Raw genomic sequence first — 15,119 nt, 5'->3', positions numbered from 1 at the left:
TTTACTCCCCTTTGCCGCTGGAAGCTTTGTCAGCTACCTGTGCGGGGGCCGGGTTCTTTGCGCCAACGTTAGTCGCCTCAGTGGCTTTGACTTCAATGCCAGGTTTGACGAATTGCAGTCCTTCAGTGATCAGGCGGTCGCCGGCCTTCAGGCCGTCTTCGATCAGCCACTGACTGCCGACAGTGCGGCTGGCCTTGAGCTGACGTAGCTGGACCTTGTTGTCCGGACCGACGACCAGCGCGGTCGGGGTGCCTTTCAGGTCGCGGGTCACGCCTTGTTGCGGTGCCAGGATCGCGGCGGCGTTGACGCCGGCCTGAAGCTGGGCGTGAACGAACATGCCTGGCAACAAGGTGTGATCCGGGTTCGGGAACACTGCGCGCAACGTCACGGAGCCGGTGCTCTGATCAACTGAGACTTCGGAGAACTCGAGCTTGCCGTCGTGCTTGTACTGGCTGCCGTCTTCGAGCGTCAGCTTGACCGCCGCCGAGTTGTCGCCGGCCTTTTGCAGACGACCGCTTTCCAGTTCGCGGCGCAGTTCAAGCAGCGCAACGGAAGACTGGGTGACGTCGACGTAGATTGGGTCGAGTTGCTGGATCACCGCCATGGCGTCCACCTGACCGCTGGTGACCAGAGCGCCTTCGGTCACGCTGGAGCGACCGATACGACCGGAAAGCGGAGCGTAGACCTTGGTGTAGCGCACATTGATCTGAGCGCTTTGCAGGGCGGCTTCCGATTGCAGGCGGTTGGCCAGAGCGGTGTCGTATTCCTGACGGCTCACGGCCTGTTCGTTGACCAGCTGCTTGTAGCGATCGGAGATCGATCTGGTCTGCTGCAGATTGGCTTCGGCGCTTTTCAGCGTGGCTTCATAAACGGCTGGATCGATCTGATACAGCTGCTGACCAGCCTTGACGTCGCCGCCTTCCTTGAACAAACGCTTGAGAATGATGCCGTTGACCTGAGGCCGAACTTCGGCGATGCGATAGGCACTCGTGCGACCCGGTAGCTCGGACGTCAGCGTGAAAGCTTGCGGTTGCAGGGTGACGACGCCGACCTGAGGCGGTGGAGGGGCCGGTGCCGCCTCTTCCTTTTTACATCCGCTGAGCAGCGATGCGAGGGCGACGGCGGTGACCAGAGCGGTAACAGCTGGCTTGAATTGCATGAAAATCCTCGGGTCAGGCGCGCAAATTGCGCACAAGAAATGTGTAAGGGTAAAAAATGTGCGCTGAGTGGATAAGTAGCTTGCTAAGAAATATACTTACGTTCATGGTTGTTTGTAAATACCTTTCTGCGTACCATCACCGATACAAAAGCCGTTTCAAAGGTTCGAATTGTAAGCCGGGGACGAAACCCAAGAGCGTTCGCCCCACTTTTATTCAGCGAATGTTCAGGCATCGCTGAAGCCCCTGATTGAGGTTGTAATGCCATGGTCCGTCGTACCAAAGAGGAAGCTCAGGAAACCCGTAGCCAGATACTCGAAGCGGCAGAGAAAGCCTTTTACGAACGGGGCGTCGCGCGCACCACACTGGCGGACATCGCGAACCTGGCCGGCGTGACGCGCGGGGCCATCTACTGGCATTTCAGTAACAAGGCGGATCTGGTGCAGGCCATGCTCGATACGTTGCATGAGCCGCTGGACGAAATGGCCAAAGCCAGTGAAAGCGAAGATGAACTCGATCCATTGGGTTGCATGCGCAAGCTGCTGATTCATTTGTTTCATCAAGTTGCCCTTGACCCAAAAACCCGACGCATCAATGAGATTTTGTTTCACAAGTGCGAATTCACCGATGAAATGTGCGATCTGCGCCAGCAGCGCCGGGAAGTCAGCCTCGATTGCAACGTGCGCATCGGCCTGGCCTTGCGTAATGCGGTGAATCGCGGGCAGTTGCCGGAAGATCTCGACACGGCTCGCGCGGCCATCAGCCTGCATGCCTACATCGATGGAATTCTGTACAAGTGGCTGTTGGCGCCCGAAGGTTTCCAACTGCACACCGAGGCCGAGCGGTGGGTCGATACAGGGCTGGAAATGCTGCGCCTGAGCCCTAGCCTGCGCAAATGAAACAAAATGCTTAATTGGATCCGATTGTGTCAACTCTTGAGGCGCGCCAACCCCATCACTGCTCGCCTTTGTGCAATGGAGTGCTTTTATATACGGGTGATCGTCAGGTTGATAGGTAGTGAACTACGTATTTTGTAGGGAATTTGTGTTGTCCGTGTGAACGTATATGGACAACCCGGTTACGTGCAAGCCGAGCTCCTGATCAAGAACACTCATGGCGAGACTTGGCGCAAATAAGTGTTTTGTCTCGGGTGAGTAAACGATCAAGGGCATAAAAGTTAAAAGCCCTGGCTCTTTCGAAACAGGGCTTTTGTGGAGGTCGCTTACACTGGGGGAGCCAGGTCGGTGGCAGTGGTCGCGATCCGCTACAGGTAACGCGGTAGGCGTAGTTTACCGCATGACCATTTGTATTTTGTAGCTGTAGGATGGTTTGCTTGGTTCTTCGATGACGTTGACTACGCAGCTAGTAAGCTTATTGTCATTTGGTTGAGACTGGTGGGTCGTTTCATAGTTGATAATGTTATCGACCTTTTTGAGTGTAAGTGAAGTGCTGAATTTGCAAGTTCGTTCGCCAGATACAACAAGAAAACTTTGGCCTGTACTCCGCACGTCTCCGTTACGCATGGATAAAATTTTCAGGTCGTGAGTGGAACTGCGTGTCTCGCTTGAGTTTGGCTGGAGGGTGACTGGAGGACTTACATAGGCTGTGACGGCACTGTCGCCTTTGTTTAAGACGGTGTAGGTGACAATCGTTTCAACAGGTTGTGCCGCGAAAGCTGTCAGCGAAAAAATTCCTGTCAGCGCAAAAACAGCAAAAATTTTTACGTGTTTCATGTTATTCATCCTTGATTGGTTAGTTTTATATCAGTAAGAGCATTCTGTGTTGAGGCGTTTGTTATAGTTTCTCTGTGTGCAGATTAGTTGTTCTCTACTGTTGTTGAGTAAGTTATTTGTTTTTGTTTTTCTGCGAAAGTTTATTAGATTTTCACCATGTTTCAGTGAAGGGTTAAAGCAATAAAATAAAAAGCCCCCGGCTCTTGCGAGTCGGGGGCTTTTATATTTAGTCGCGCTTGTTTATAACGTCGGATAGTCGATGTAACCCACCGGACCCTTGGCGTAAAACAATTCCGGACGTGCCTCGTTCAGCGGCGCATCAGCCTTCAAGCGCGCAGGCAGATCCGGGTTGGCAATGAACGGCACGCCAAAGGCGACCGCATCGGCTTTGCCGGACGCCAGCCAGGCATTGGCGCTGTCCTTGGTAAAGCGTTCGTTGGCGATGTACGGGCCGCCGAAGGCTTCTTTGAGTATTGGGCCGAGGCTGTCGACGCCTTCTTTCTCGCGGGAGCAGATGAACGCGATGCCACGTTTGCCCAGTTCGCGAGCGACATAGGTGAAGGTCTCGGCCAGGTTGTCGTCGCCCATGTCATGGGAGTCGGCACGTGGTGCCAAGTGCACACCGACGCGGCCGGCGCCCCAGACTTCGATCGCTGCGTCGGTCACTTCCAGCAACAGGCGCGCACGGTTTTCCAAGGAACCACCGTAGTTATCGGTACGCTGGTTGGTGCTGCTTTGCAGGAACTGGTCGAGCAGGTAGCCGTTGGCGCCGTGGATTTCCACGCCGTCAAAACCGGCGGCCTTGGCATTCTCGGCACCGGTGCGATAAGCGTCGATGATGTCAGCGATTTCAGCGGTTTCCAGAGCACGCGGCGTTGGATAGTCGGCCAGTGGGCGAACCAGGCTGACGTGACCTTTTGGCTGGATGGCACTCGGTGCGACCGGCGCTTCGCCGTTCAGGTACGACTCGTGGGACACCCGGCCAACGTGCCACAGCTGCAGGAAAATCTTGCCGCCCGCGCCATGAATCGCTTTGGTGACATTGGCCCAGCCACGCACCTGATCGTTCGACCAGATGCCCGGGGTATCCGGGTAGCCGACGCCCATCGGCGTGACCGAGGTGGCTTCGCTGAGGATCAGACCGGCCGACGCACGTTGAACGTAGTATTCGGCCATCAGCGCGTTCGGCACACGGCCTTCGTCGGCGCGGCAGCGGGTCAGTGGCGCCATGATGATGCGGTTGGCCAACTCGAGGTCGCCCAGTTTGATCGGATCGAAAATAGTCGTCATTTAGTAGCTCTCTTTAAGCGATCAGTTAGAAGGTGCAGTGGCCAGTTCGGGGTTGGCGCTCTGACGGAAAGTAATCAGGGTCACCAGCAGGGCGAGTACCGCCAATGCGGCGGCCGCCAGTGGCACGCTGGTCAGGCCGTAGCCGTGGGCGATGACGCTGCCGCCGACCCAGGCGCCGAGTGCGTTGCCGACGTTGAACGCGCCGATGTTCAAGGTCGACACAAGGTTCGGTGCAGCTTTGCCGTAGGTCACCACGTTTACTTGCAGGGCCGGCACGGCGGCGAAGCACGCGGTGGCCCAGAGGAACAGGGTGATTTCGGTCGGGATCAAGGCAACGCTAGTCCAGGTCAGCACGGTGGAGACCACCGCCATGCTGATGAACACGCCGATCAGCGTCGCCGCAAGGCCTTTGTCAGCCAGTTTTCCGCCGATGATGTTGCCGACGGTCAGGCCCAGGCCAATGAGCATCAGGGTCCAGGTCACGCCCCGTGGCGAGACACCGGTCACTTCACCCAGCAGCGGTGCGACGTAGGTGAACAAGGTGAAGACCGACGCGGCGAACAGCGCGGTCATGCTCAACGACAGCCAGATGCCGGCGCCTTTGAGGGCGCGCAGTTCGGCGCGCATGTCGAGTTTCTCTTCGTCGCGCTTGGCCGGCAGGAAGCGGATCAGGCCGATCAGGGCGATCACACCGATCACGGTCACCGCCCAGAAGGTCGAACGCCAACCGTATTGCTGACCGAGCGCAGTGCCCAGCGGCACGCCGAGGACGTTGGCCAAGGTCAGGCCGGTGAACATCAGGGCCACGGCCGAGGCGCGTTTGTTGGCAGGTACCAGGCCTGCCGCTACCACCGAACCGATGCCGAAGAAGGCGCCGTGGCAGAGGGCAGTCACCACCCGGGCAAACATCAGCACGTTGTAGTCGGTGGCCAGTGCGCAGAGCAGATTGCCGATGATGAAAATCCCCATCAACGCGACCAGTGCAGCCTTGCGCGGCAGTTTGGCGGTGGCCAGTGCCATGAACGGCGCACCGATGGCCACGCCCAGGGCGTAACCGGTCACCAGCCAGCCGGCGCCGGGGATCGACACACCGAGGTCGGCCGCCACATCGGGCAGCAGGCCCATGATGACGAACTCGGTGGTGCCGATGGCAAAGGCGCTCAAGGCCAGAATGAGGAGCGAGAGGGGCATTGGTTAATTCCTTGTCGGAGCGCTGAGCTCTTTGTCGATGGCGTCGAGGAATGCCTGGATCACGTCCTCGTTGCGTTTGAAGAAGTGCCATTGACCGGCTTTCTGGCTGCTGATCAGGCCCGCACGTTGCAAGGTCGCCAAATGGGCGGACACGGTCGACTGCGACAGGCCGCAGCGTTGATCGATCTGCCCGGCGCAAATGCCGTACTCGTGGTTGTGGATCTGTTCCGGGAACTGGGTTCTGGGGTCTTTCAGCCAGATGAGGATGTCTCGGCGTACTGGGTGTGCCAGCGCTTTTATTATTTCGTCGAGGTCGATGGTCATGGGTTTGGGCTCGTGATGAATAAAACGCTATATCGCGATGAGGCGAACTTTAAATCGGTACTTCGCGATATACCAATATGATTTTGGTCTGTCGACTGATTAAATCGGTATATCGGGTTATAACGATACTGAGGCCGCAGTGGTAAGCTGCGCGGCATGAACTATCTCGCACATCTTCACCTCGGTGGTCAGCGTCCGGGTCAATTGCTCGGCAGTCTGTATGGCGATTTCGTCAAGGGACGGCTGCAAGGGCAGTTCGCTCCAGAGATCGAGGCGGCCATCCAGCTGCATCGCAGCATCGACGTGTTTACCGACCGCCATCCGCTGGTGGATGTGGCGTTGTCGCGGTTTTCCATGACCCGCCGGCGTTACGCCGGGATCGTGCTCGATGTGTTTTTCGATCATTGCCTGGCCCGGGACTGGACGTTGTACGCCGACCGGCCGCTGGAGCTGTTCACCTCGGATGTGTATCGGGTGCTGTCGAACGAGCCGCAATTACCGGAACGGTTGGCGAGGATTGCGCCGCACATGGTGGCGAATGACTGGTTGGGTTCTTATCAGGAGTTTGAAGTGCTGGAGCAGGTGCTGCGGGGGATTTCGCGGCGGCTGACCAAGCCTGAGGAACTGGCTGCGGCGATGCAGGAATTGCGAGTGTTGTATGAGCCGTTGAGCGAGGACTTTCGGTTGTTCTATCCCGAGTTGCAGTACTTTGCGCAAAACTATCCAACAGCATAAACCTACTGTGGGAGCGAGCTTGCTCGCGATGGCGGCTTCACATTCAACAATGATGTTGAATGACACACCGCAATCGCGAGCAAGCTCGCTCCCACAGTTTTTTTGCAGCATTGAAATGTGTATCAGGCGGCGATGAGTTCGCCGGCACGCCGTGGTTCTGCCGGTTTCGCCACTTCGCCAAACAACACCTTCTGCACCGCCTGCTGCGCCTCAAACGCCAGCGCCGCACGCTCGCGACCTTCGCAAGCAATCGGCTTGAGCAGGTGAATCTCCACCTCACCCCGATCATTGGCAAACAAGCGCATCAAATGCGAGAGCAAGTCATCATCACCAATGAACGGTGCCAGCGAATCCACTTCACCTTCGCGCAAGTAACGGATCGCCACCGGTTGCAGCTTCGCTTGCGAGTCAATCGCCGCTGACAGCAGGCGTCCATGAAACGTACGCAGGGAGCGGCCATCGGTGGTGGTGCCCTCCGGAAACATCAGCAACGCATGTTCCTTTTCCAGATGACGGGTCATTTGTTTGCGGATCAACTGACTGTCGCCCGAGCCGCGACGGATAAACAGGCTGCCGGCCTTGGCCGCTAACCAACCCGCCACCGGCCAGGTGCGCACTTCGGCCTTGGACAGAAACGACAGCGGCGTCAGCATGCCCAGCAGCGGGATGTCGGTCCAGGACACGTGGTTGCTGACCCAGAGCATCGATTCCTTCGGCATTTCACCGTGCACGGTCACGCGAAAGGGCAGGGCATTGGCCAAACGCGCCATGAAAAATCGCGACCAACGCTGACGACGGACCATTGAATGGGCGATGCCCAATCGCTCGAACACACCGAAGACACTGGCCATGCTCAGCCCCAGCGCCACGACTACCAACACTCGCGCAATCCGCGCGTACACCCGCAGACGGCTCATTACACAGCCGCCTTGAAGTGCTTGGCGTAGCGCGGGCAGAGTTCGTCGCGCTTGAGCAGGATGAACACGTCGGCGACCTGGAAATCTTCGTCCCAGCACGGCTCACCGCAGATCTTCGCACCGAGGCGCATATAGGCCTTTAACAGCGGTGGCATTTCGGCGATGACGTTGGAGGGGATATCTAAAACAGGCAGCGGCTTTTTCGGCTCGGCGCGCAGGTGTTCGGTGCACAGATAACGTTCGCGCAGACGCTGCATGATCGCGTGGGCCTGAATACCGCCGTCCTGCATCGGGATGCTCGCGCAACCCATCAAGTAGCTGTAGCCGCCCTGGTTCAGGACTTCGGCCAGTTCACCCCAGAGCACCGCGATGGTGCCGCCGTTGCGATAGGCCGGGTCGACGCAGGTGCGACCGATTTCGAGGATCGGGCCTTTGAGGTGGACCAGGCCGTGCAAGCTGAATTCTTCTTCGCTGTAAAATCTGCCCAGGCTGCTGGCCGCCGTGTGGTCGAGCAAGCGGGTGGTCGCCACCAGGCGCCCTGTGTTCAAGTCGCGCACGCCGATGTGGGCACAGTGAACATCATAATCATCCATGTCCAGACCCAGCTCCGCGCCTTTCAGCTTGGCGTTGAATTCGCCGCTGAACACGTTGAAGCGCAGGGCCTGGGCTTCCTGCAAGGCCTCGGCGCCCACCAGGCGTTCGGCTTGCAGGCGGCGTTCATTGCCGGTGTCGCTGATGCGGGCGATCTGAGTCATGGCGAATCTCCGTGCGGGCTGCTCACCCGTCTTTGGGTTACAGCGGATCGACTTTCTTTATCCAGCCTTGTTGTGCAAAGTCAGGCTATGTAGCCCCGGTGTCATCGCCATGAAGCTTTGGTGATGCTTATATGACAGCCCACGAGGAGCCTCTTATGCCCTGGCAAAACCTGTTGAACCGCCGCGATCGCTTGCCTGCCAATCCAGACCTGGCGGAAGGTTTCGCGACCTTGTTGCATCAATTGGGTACGGTGACGCCGTTCGAGATGGCGGTGCTCGGTGGACGCCTGATGGCGACACCGGGACTGGCCTTTCTGGTGGGCTATCAGGCGGCGTTGCGCATGCTCTGGCCGAGCGCGCCGCCGAGCCTCGGCGCGTTGTGCGCGACCGAACAGCGCAGCCTGCGGGTGGCGGACATGCAGACACGTCTGACCGACCTGCGTCTGAGCGGACGTAAGGATTTCGTCACGGCCGGCGATGCGGCGGACTGGCTGTTGATAGCCGCCCGCAGTGAAGAGCCCGGCGAAGATCCGCGACTGAGTCTGGCCGTGGTCTATCCCGGTGAGCCGGGTGTACGGGTGGAAAAACTCCCGCCGATCCCGCTGATGCCGGACATCAGCCACGGTCGGTTGTTGCTGGAGAACGCGCTGTGCGAATTGCTGGCGGGGGACGGCTGGGATGCTTATGTCAAACCGTTTAGAACGCTGGAGGACGTTTATGTGCTGAGCGCGATGACGGCGTGGTTGTATGGGGTTGGTCAGGACAATGACTGGCCGCAGAGCTTGTTACTGCGTTTGCTGGCGTTGCTGGCCGGGTGCGCGGAAGTCAGCCGACAAGCGCCGAACAACCCGGCCGGGCATATCTTGCTCGGCGGGTTGTTTGCGCAGTTTGACGGATTGAAAATTGAAGTGAATCAGGCATTGGCCGATGGCCCGCCGGCGTGGGTGGCGATGTGGCAACGGGATCAAGCGGTGATGGAGTTGGCGGCGGGGGCCAGAGGTAAGCGGTTGGCCAAGGCACTTGCTGGATTTTCGCTGAATTGACCGTCCCCTTCGCGAGCAAGCCCGCTCCCACATTTTGAAATGCATTCCACTGTGGGAGCGGGCTTGCTCGCGAAGACGTCTTCAGGACCGGCACAGATTCCGAAACTGTCATCAACCTCAACTAGGCTCAGCAGGTTCAATTCTTCGAGCCACCCGCCATGTTCAAAGGCTTGTCCCTGACTTTTCTGCTGCTGCTCAGCTTCACAACCCATGCCGAAAACTGGCCTGGCGAGCAATGGCCAACGGGCCCTGAAATCACCGGCCCGGCATTGCAAGCCCTGGAAACCTACGCCTTCCCACCCCGCGACGACAGCACCCGAAAAGGCATCCGCACCGACGCCCTGCTGGTGATCCGCGACGGCCAGTTGATCTACGAACGCTATGCCGGCCCGACCACCGCCGACACGCCGCACCTCACTTGGTCCATCAGCAAAAGTCTCATGGCAACGGTGCTGGGCGTGGCCTATGGCGAAGGCCTGTTCAAGCTTCAGGATCCGGCGCTGCAATTCTATCCACCGTTGGAAAAACACCCGGCGATAACCACGGCCGATCTGCTGCACTGGGCCTCGGGCCTGGACTGGCAGGAAGACTACGAATACGCGCCGTTGAAGTCGTCGGTGGTGGCGATGCTTTACACCCGCGGTCATCACGACATGGCTGCATTCACCACTTATCACGCCGAGTATGCCCAACCCGGTCAGACCTTTCGGTATTCCAGTGGCGACAGCAATCTGCTGGCCGCCGCCCTGAAAAACATCGTCGGCCCGGCCCGGTATCCCGACTATCCATGGACGGCGCTGTTCGAGCCCTTGGGCATTCGCCACGCCGTTTGGGAAACCGACGCCACGGGCACTTTCGTCGCTTCCTCCTATGCCTACCTCACCGCACGAGACCTGGCGCGCATCGGGTTATTAATGGCCCGCGATGGTCGTTGGGGCGATCGGCAATTGCTGCCTAAAGACTGGGTTACCTTCAACCGTCAGCCTTTCGCCCACTACCGGACCCATCAGGATGAGGCGGTGCCGGGCGGTCACTGGTGGCTCAATCGTGCAGTGGATGGCACAGCACAACCCTGGCCCGATGCCCCCGCCGACGCCTTCGCCGCACTCGGTCATTGGGGGCAAGCGATGTACGTGATCCCCAGTGAAAACCTGGTGATCGTGCGCTACGGCGATGATCGCGATGGCAGCTATCGACACAATGAACTGCTCAAACTCGCACGCATGGCATTCGCCGGGAAGGTGCAGCCATGAATCGCCGCAGTTTTGTCCGCCGCCGACCGTTCAGCACGTTGTGGTTGATCCTGCTGATCGGTTTGCTCGGCTGGATCTGGCAGGAGCGCGTGGCGCTGTGGGCGTTCCCGGACATCATCAGCGCCTACACCGCCAAGGAATACTGCTCGTGCCGGTATGTGATGAACAACGACGCCGAGTATTGCCATGGCTATGTGAAGCAGTGGCTGCCCGTCAGCGGGTTTACCGATGACCCCGCCGGCAAACGCGTGACGGTCAGCGGCATGGGCCGCCGCAATAGCGCGGCATGGGTGGGGGAGCGACAGGGATGCCGGTTGATGCCTTGAAGATCGCGGTTTGCAATGCGCGCACGGGCGGTTAAGGTTCGCTCAGGTTTATCTGCCCCACGAGTCTCTATGTTCAAGCGGTTCCTTTCGAAATCCCTGGCCGTTGTGCTGCTGGCCGGCGCCACGTTATCGGCCCAAGCCAATTGGTACCTCGACGGCGAGTCCTCGCGGCTGTCGTTCGTCAGCACAAAAAACGCCAATATTTCCGAAGTTCAGCGCTTTCTGGTGCTACACGGCAAGGTCAGTCCCAAAGGCCTGGCCGAGGTGGAAGTCGAGCTGGAGTCGGTGAACAGCGGCATCCCTTTGCGTGACGAACGCATGCGCAAGGAATTGTTCGACATCCAGACCTTCCCCGACGCCTTGATTACCGCGCAGATCGATCTGCGCCCGATCAACGACCTCGCGCCCGGCGCGCAACTCGAATTGCGCCTGCCGGTGACCGTCAATCTCCACGGTAAACAACACGACTACAACGCCGAACTGCTGGCGACTCGTCTCGATGACCGACGCTTTCAGGTGGTGACGCTCGAGCCGCTGGTGATCAATGCAGCGGATTTCGATCTGGCGCCGGGGCTGGACAGTTTGCGCAAGATCGCCGGTTTGTCGGTGATCAGTCTGTCGGTGCCGGTGAGTGCGGTGCTGATTTTCACGGCGCGCTGACATGGCCGGCTCGATTTTCCCCTGGCGGGAAGGCAATAGCTTCGAACTGCTGATCGATGGTCCGCAGTTCTTCCCGCGGATGCTGGTCGCGATTGCACGCGCCGAAGAACAGGTCGAACTGGAGCTGTACCTGGTGGAGGCGGGCGCCTGTGCCGAGGCCATGGTTCAGGCGTTGGTCCAGGCGGCCGAGCGCGGTGTGCGGGTACGTTGTCTGTTCGATGATTACGGTAGCCTTGCGTTTACCCTGACCTTGCGTCAGCGGCTGATGGCCGCGGGTGTCGAACTGCGTTTCTACAATCGCCTGAGCTGGCGGCGCTGGGTCGGCAATTTCTATCGCGATCATCGCAAGCTGTTGCTGGTGGACCAGAGCCTTGCGGTGGTCGGCGGCACTGGCGTCACTGATGAGTTCTGGACCCCGGGCGAAGACACCAGCGAGTGGCATGAAGTGATGGTGGAAATCACCGGCCCACTGGTCATCGACTGGCAGTTGCTGTTCGACCGCCAATGGATCGCCAACCGTCATCGGCGTGCCTGGAGACCTGAGTCGCATTTCGGATTGCCGCGATTGCCGCGCGTGCCGTCCACAGGTGAGGGCATGGGCCGCGTGGCGTATGCCGACGCCCGTCAGCACCGCGATATTTTGCAATCACTGGTTCGTGCATTGAACAGCGGCCAGCGCCGAATCTGGCTGGCCACACCGTATTTTCTGCCCACCTGGAAAGTCCGCCGCTCGTTGCGTCGGGCAGCCGGTCGCGGTGTCGATGTGCGTCTGTTGTTGACCGGCCCGCGCACCGATCACCCGTCAGTGCGCTACGCCGGGCATCGCTACTACCCGCGATTGCTCAGGGCCGGGGTGCAAATTTTCGAATACCAGCCATGTTTCCTGCACTTGAAGATGGTACTGGTCGATGACTGGGTGAGCATTGGCTCGTGCAATTTCGATCACTGGAATTTGCGATTCAACCTCGAAGCCAATCTTGAAGCGCTGGATCCCGGGTTGACGAGGGCGGTGAAGGCGAGTTTCGAGCGGGACTTTGCGCAGAGCCAGGAAGTCAGCCTGGAGACATGGAAGCGCCGGCCGCTGTGGCGGCGGGTGAAGCAAAGGGTGTGGGGATGGGTGGATCGGTTGGTGGTGAATCTGCTGGATCGGCGCGGATAGTCATCACACCAAAACCACTGTGGGAGCGAGCTTGCTCGCGATGGCGGTGTAACAGTCAACATAGATGTTGGATGTTATGGCCTCATCGCGAGCAAGCTCGCTCCCACAGGTTATGTGTTGCTTGAACAATTACAGCAGTTCAAAGCTCTGCTGCGTGACGTCCTGGGAATCCAGGCCGATCTGCACGTTGAACTTGCCCGGCTCCGCCGCGTACTTCAACTGAGCGTTGAAGAACTTCAGGTCATCCTCGGTGATGGTGAAGTGCACGACTTTCTGTTCGCCGGCCTTGAGCATGATTTTCTGGAAGTTCTTCAGTTCCTTGATCGGCCGGATCATCGAGCCGGTCACGTCCTGGATGTACAGCTGCACCACGGTTTCGCCATCACGCTTGCCGGTGTTTTTCACCATGACGCTGGCGTCGAGCTTGCCGGTCTTGTTCAGCGTGGTCGAGGACAGCGCCATGTCGCTCAGGCTGAAGTCGGTGTAACTCAGACCGAAGCCGAACGGGAACAGCGGCCCTGTGGTGTCATCGAAATACTGCGAGGTGTAGTTGCCCGGTTTGCCCGGCGTGAACGGTCGGCCAATGCTCAGGTGGTTGTAGTAGGTCGGAATCTGACCCACCGAACGCGGGAAGGTGATCGGCAGTTTGCCCGATGGATTGTAGTCGCCGAACAGCACATCGGCGATGGCGTTGCCGCCTTCGGTGCCGCTGAACCAGGTTTCCAGAATCGCGTCCGCCTGGTCTTTCTCTTCGAGAATCGACAGCGGACGGCCGTTCATCAACACCAGTACCAGCGGTTTGCCAGTGGCTTTCAGCGCTTTGATCAGATCGCGCTGGTTGGAAGGAATGTTCAGGTCGGTGCGGCTGGAGGATTCGTGGGACATGCCACGGGATTCGCCGACGGCTGCGACGACGACATCGGCATCCTTGGCGGCTTTCACTGCTTCATCGATCATCACTTGCGCCGAACGCGGATCGTCCACCACTTCCGGTGCATCGAAGTTGAGGAAGTTCAGGTAATCGACGGCTTTCTTGTCACTGGTGATGTTGGCGCCACGGGCGTAGATCAGCGTCGATTGCGCGCCCAGCGCAGCGGTCATGCCATCGAACAGCGTCACCGATTGCGCAGGGCGACCGTTGGCGGCCCAACTGCCCATCATGTCGATCGGTGCCTTGGCCAACGGGCCGACCAGCATGATTTTCGCGGTTTTCTTCAGCGGCAGGGTTTCGCCCTGATTCTTCAGCAACACCAGGCTGCGGCGCGCAACGTCGCGAGCCTCGGCACGGTGCAGGCGGCTGTCGGCGTTGGTGTCGGCCGGATCATCTTCAGCCTTGCCGATGCGCAGGTACGGGTCCTTGAACAGGCCCATGTCGTACTTGGCGTCGAGCACGGCACGCACGGCATTATCGATATCGCTTTGTTCGATCTCGCCGGCCTTCAGCAGCCCTGGCAGTTCCTTGCCGTAGAGCGTGTCGTTCATGCTCATGTGAATGCCGGCCTTGATCGCCAGCTTCGCGGCGTCGCGACCATCGCGAGCAACACCGTGCTTGATCAGCTCGAAAATCGCGCCGTGGTCACTGACTGCCAGGCCCTTGAAGCCCCATTCCTTGCGCAGCAGGTCGTTCATCAGCCAGGTGTCGGCGGTGGCCGGCACGCCGTTGATCGAGTTCAGGGCAACCATCACCCCGCCAGCACCGGCGTCAATTGCGGCGCGGTACGGTGGCAGGTAGTCCTGGTACATCTTGACCGGGCTCATGTCGACGACGTTGTAGTCGCGACCGCCCTCGACCGCGCCGTACAAGGCAAAGTGCTTGACGCTGGCCATGATGCTGTCGGCTGCGTTCGCGCCGGTGCCCTGGAACGCTTTGACCATGACGCCGGCGATGCGCGACACCAGGTACGTGTCTTCGCCAAAGCCTTCGGAAGTCCGGCCCCAACGCGGATCGCGGGAGATGTCGACCATCGGCGCGAAGGTGATGTCGAGGCTGTCTGCCGCGGCTTCCTTGGCGGCGATGCGCCCGGACAGGCCGATGGCGTCCATGTCCCAGCTCGAGGCAAGGGCGATAGGGATAGGGAAAATCGTGCGGTGGCCGTGGATCACGTCATAGGCGAAGAACATCGGGATCTTCAACCGGCTGCGCATGGCCGCGTCCTGCATCGGACGATTTTCCGCGCGGGTGATCGAATTGAACGTACCACCGATGTTGCCCGCGGCGATTTCCTTGCGGATCATCTCCCGAGGCATTTCCGGGCCGATGCTGATCAGGCGCAACTGGCCGATCTTTTCATCGAGGGTCATCTGCTTCATCAGGTTGCTGATGAAAGCGTCCTTGTTCTCCAGAGGTGCGGGCGTCGTGGCGGCCAATACGGTATGACTGGCCAGGCTGACAAACAGGCCCAGCAAACACAGCTTCTTCATGAATGGTTTTCTCTAAAGCCTAAACGGCAGTGAATACGCGCCGGTCAGCCAAAATTTAGGGAGCGACTATTGTTGTTCAGGTAAATGCAGCACACTTCTTCGGTATTTTTTGCGCTGGGGCATCTTTTAGCCCATTGGCTCGATGCAATCCAGTG

The 15,119-nt window shown here is 59.1% G+C and carries 15 protein-coding genes; 7 read left to right on the top strand and 8 right to left on the bottom strand.

From position 1 onward, the window contains the following. Window position 1: 1 nt before the first annotated feature. Entirely contained in the window at window positions 2-1,159 is a 1,158-nt protein-coding gene (gene emhA / locus ACYZT9_RS20710; protein WP_462007192.1) for an efflux RND transporter periplasmic adaptor subunit EmhA, read from the bottom strand. 264 nt (window positions 1,160-1,423) lie between these two features. Between emhA and emhR the strand changes: the two genes are divergently transcribed. After that, window positions 1,424-2,056, top strand: a complete 633-nt coding sequence (emhR, locus tag ACYZT9_RS20705; RefSeq protein WP_462007191.1) for an efflux system transcriptional repressor EmhR — start codon at window positions 1,424-1,426, stop codon at window positions 2,054-2,056. Between the two features lie 390 nt (window positions 2,057-2,446). Here the strand turns inward: emhR and ACYZT9_RS20700 are convergent, their stop codons facing one another. The 4 genes from ACYZT9_RS20700 to ACYZT9_RS20685 all read right to left on the bottom strand — a co-directional run bounded on the left by ACYZT9_RS20700 (window position 2,447) and on the right by ACYZT9_RS20685 (window position 5,695). Next, complete coding sequence (locus ACYZT9_RS20700; protein ID WP_462007190.1) at window positions 2,447-2,890, bottom strand: hypothetical protein; 444 nt, start codon at window positions 2,888-2,890, stop codon at window positions 2,447-2,449. Between the two features lie 240 nt (window positions 2,891-3,130). Next, entirely contained in the window at window positions 3,131-4,180 is a 1,050-nt protein-coding gene (locus ACYZT9_RS20695) for an alkene reductase (protein ID WP_462007189.1), read from the bottom strand. Between the two features lie 21 nt (window positions 4,181-4,201). After that, on the bottom strand, window positions 4,202-5,371 hold the full coding sequence (locus ACYZT9_RS20690) for an MFS transporter (RefSeq protein WP_462007188.1): 1,170 nt from the start codon (window positions 5,369-5,371) through the stop codon (window positions 4,202-4,204). Window positions 5,372-5,374: 3 nt separating this feature from the next. After that, the gene (locus tag ACYZT9_RS20685) at window positions 5,375-5,695 is read right to left on the bottom strand and encodes an ArsR/SmtB family transcription factor (RefSeq protein WP_462007187.1); all 321 of its coding nucleotides are present in this window, start codon (window positions 5,693-5,695) and stop codon (window positions 5,375-5,377) included. A gap of 156 nt (window positions 5,696-5,851) precedes the next feature. On the opposite strand from ACYZT9_RS20685, the gene ACYZT9_RS20680 reads away from it, so the two are divergent. Continuing rightward, on the top strand, window positions 5,852-6,430 hold the full coding sequence (locus ACYZT9_RS20680; RefSeq protein ID WP_462007186.1) for an acyl carrier protein phosphodiesterase: 579 nt from the start codon (window positions 5,852-5,854) through the stop codon (window positions 6,428-6,430). Between the two features lie 122 nt (window positions 6,431-6,552). Here ACYZT9_RS20680 and ACYZT9_RS20675 read toward each other — a convergent pair whose 3' ends face one another. Together ACYZT9_RS20675 and olsB are read right to left on the bottom strand one after the other, a co-directional pair. Next, window positions 6,553-7,347 carry a lysophospholipid acyltransferase family protein gene (locus ACYZT9_RS20675; RefSeq protein WP_462007185.1) on the bottom strand — a complete coding sequence of 265 codons (795 nt, stop codon included), beginning with the start codon at window positions 7,345-7,347 and terminating at the stop codon, window positions 6,553-6,555. Further along, window positions 7,347-8,102, bottom strand: a complete 756-nt coding sequence (olsB, locus tag ACYZT9_RS20670; protein ID WP_084321729.1) for an L-ornithine N(alpha)-acyltransferase — start codon at window positions 8,100-8,102, stop codon at window positions 7,347-7,349. Before olsB ends, ACYZT9_RS20675 begins: the two co-directional genes overlap by 1 nt. A 155-nt stretch (window positions 8,103-8,257) precedes the next feature. Between olsB and ACYZT9_RS20665 the strand changes: the two genes are divergently transcribed. From ACYZT9_RS20665 to ACYZT9_RS20645, 5 genes are all read left to right on the top strand, one after another. After that, the gene (locus ACYZT9_RS20665) at window positions 8,258-9,145 is read left to right on the top strand and encodes an acyl-CoA dehydrogenase (protein ID WP_462007184.1); all 888 of its coding nucleotides are present in this window, start codon (window positions 8,258-8,260) and stop codon (window positions 9,143-9,145) included. 158 nt (window positions 9,146-9,303) lie between these two features. Then, window positions 9,304-10,398: a serine hydrolase domain-containing protein gene (locus ACYZT9_RS20660; RefSeq protein WP_462007183.1), complete on the top strand. Its 1,095-nt coding sequence runs from the start codon at window positions 9,304-9,306 to the stop codon at window positions 10,396-10,398. Continuing rightward, the gene (locus tag ACYZT9_RS20655; protein WP_462007182.1) at window positions 10,395-10,724 is read left to right on the top strand and encodes an amidase; all 330 of its coding nucleotides are present in this window, start codon (window positions 10,395-10,397) and stop codon (window positions 10,722-10,724) included. The genes ACYZT9_RS20660 and ACYZT9_RS20655 overlap by 4 nt, the downstream gene beginning before the upstream one ends. 69 nt (window positions 10,725-10,793) lie before the next feature. Then, window positions 10,794-11,384 (top strand): YceI family protein, encoded by a 591-nt coding sequence (locus ACYZT9_RS20650; protein WP_462007181.1) that lies wholly within the window; start codon window positions 10,794-10,796, stop codon window positions 11,382-11,384. Window position 11,385: 1 nt separating this feature from the next. Beyond that, window positions 11,386-12,543, top strand: a complete 1,158-nt coding sequence (locus ACYZT9_RS20645; RefSeq protein WP_462007180.1) for a phospholipase D-like domain-containing protein — start codon at window positions 11,386-11,388, stop codon at window positions 12,541-12,543. Window positions 12,544-12,672: 129 nt separating this feature from the next. Here the strand turns inward: ACYZT9_RS20645 and bglX are convergent, their stop codons facing one another. Beyond that, window positions 12,673-14,964, bottom strand: coding sequence for a beta-glucosidase BglX (gene bglX, locus ACYZT9_RS20640; protein ID WP_462007179.1), 2,292 nt, complete (start codon window positions 14,962-14,964; stop codon window positions 12,673-12,675). Window positions 14,965-15,119 lie beyond the last annotated feature (155 nt).

This window comes from Pseudomonas sp. ZT5P21 (assembly GCF_054897785.1).
This window is presented reverse-complemented; position numbering and strand designations above follow the sequence as displayed.